We start from the raw sequence: 1,002 nt of genomic DNA, 5'->3' as shown, positions 1-1,002 counted from the left end.
GAATACGGTGTACGATATCCGTTATCTTACAGGCGGCGATGCTCTTTTCGGGCCGAATTACGGTGGCGCTACGGTTTGGACGAACGTGCGGAAAGGTTACGTCCAGGACTGCCCGAACATCGGCAAGATGATGCAGAATGTCACCTTTACCGTCAAGATGGAAGACGAGATCATGCTCGCGATGGACAAGGGCGATACGCCCAAGGCCGCCGGCATTGCGTGGATCAAGGCCAATCCGCAGATTTTGGACAAGTGGCTGGCAGGTGTAACCACGTTTGATGGAAGCGGTCCGGCGCTTGACGCGGTCAAAAAGGGCCTCGGTCTGTAAGCACCACTTCGGGCGGTCAAACTTGTCCTAGCCAGGTCAGTTGCTTCGTACTTTCCTGGAAATAGCTGACCTGTGGCGACGCCTCGTCGACCGCCCACAATCCCTCACACACCGAGCTTGATATGCAGTGGTTGTTTAGCCTGATCACGGATCACAAAGTTCCCTTAGGTATCTGGGGAAAGAACTTCTTCGCTTTTCTGACATCGAACTTCGCATGGCTGTTCAACTCTGTTTCAGTTGCATTGACCTATGCGTTGGAAGGGATGGTCGCCTTTTTGATCGCTGTCCCGCCACTGATTTTGATGGCAGCGCTTTCCTTGCTTGCCTGGTATCTGCGAAAGTCATGGAAGCTGGGCCTTCTGACAGTGGCCGGACTCATTTTTGTCGCCAATCAGGGACTTTGGGACGAGACTGTCGAGACGCTGGTTATGGTTGTCGCGGCTACAGCGGTGTCCATGGCTATCGGCGTTCCGATCGGAATCTGGCTTGCACACAACGACCGCGCCTATCGCGTCATGCTTCCATAGCTCGACCTGATGCAGACGATGCCCACCTTCGTTTATCTCATCCCCGTTCTCATCTTGTTCGGGCTTGGAATGGCCCCCGGCATGATCGTGACAATTATTTTTGCTGCGCCTGCGCCAATTCGTCTGACGCATTTGGGGATCATCTCG

General features: G+C 54.2%; 2 protein-coding genes. Both read left to right on the top strand.

Annotation, left to right across the window (positions count from 1 at the left end):
- A partial coding sequence (locus tag AC4FWB_RS34670) for a glycine betaine ABC transporter substrate-binding protein (protein WP_491030718.1) occupies positions 1-328 on the top strand: 328 nt, incomplete at its 5' end.
- A 122-nt stretch (positions 329-450) separates the two neighbouring features.
- Positions 451-855 (top strand): hypothetical protein, encoded by a 405-nt coding sequence (locus AC4FWB_RS34665; RefSeq protein WP_491030716.1) that lies wholly within the window; start codon positions 451-453, stop codon positions 853-855.
- Positions 856-1,002 lie beyond the last annotated feature (147 nt).

The organism is Mesorhizobium sp. LEGMi-168a, from assembly GCF_058312955.1.
The sequence above is the reverse complement of the archived record's forward strand: the minus strand, read 5'-3'. Positions and strand labels throughout refer to the sequence as shown.

Excerpts from the sequence above, each read along its gene's own strand:
- AC4FWB_RS34665 (WP_491030716.1), top strand. The coding sequence starts at position 451 with ATGCAGTGGTTGTTTAGCCTGATCACGGATCACAAAGTTCCCTTAGGT.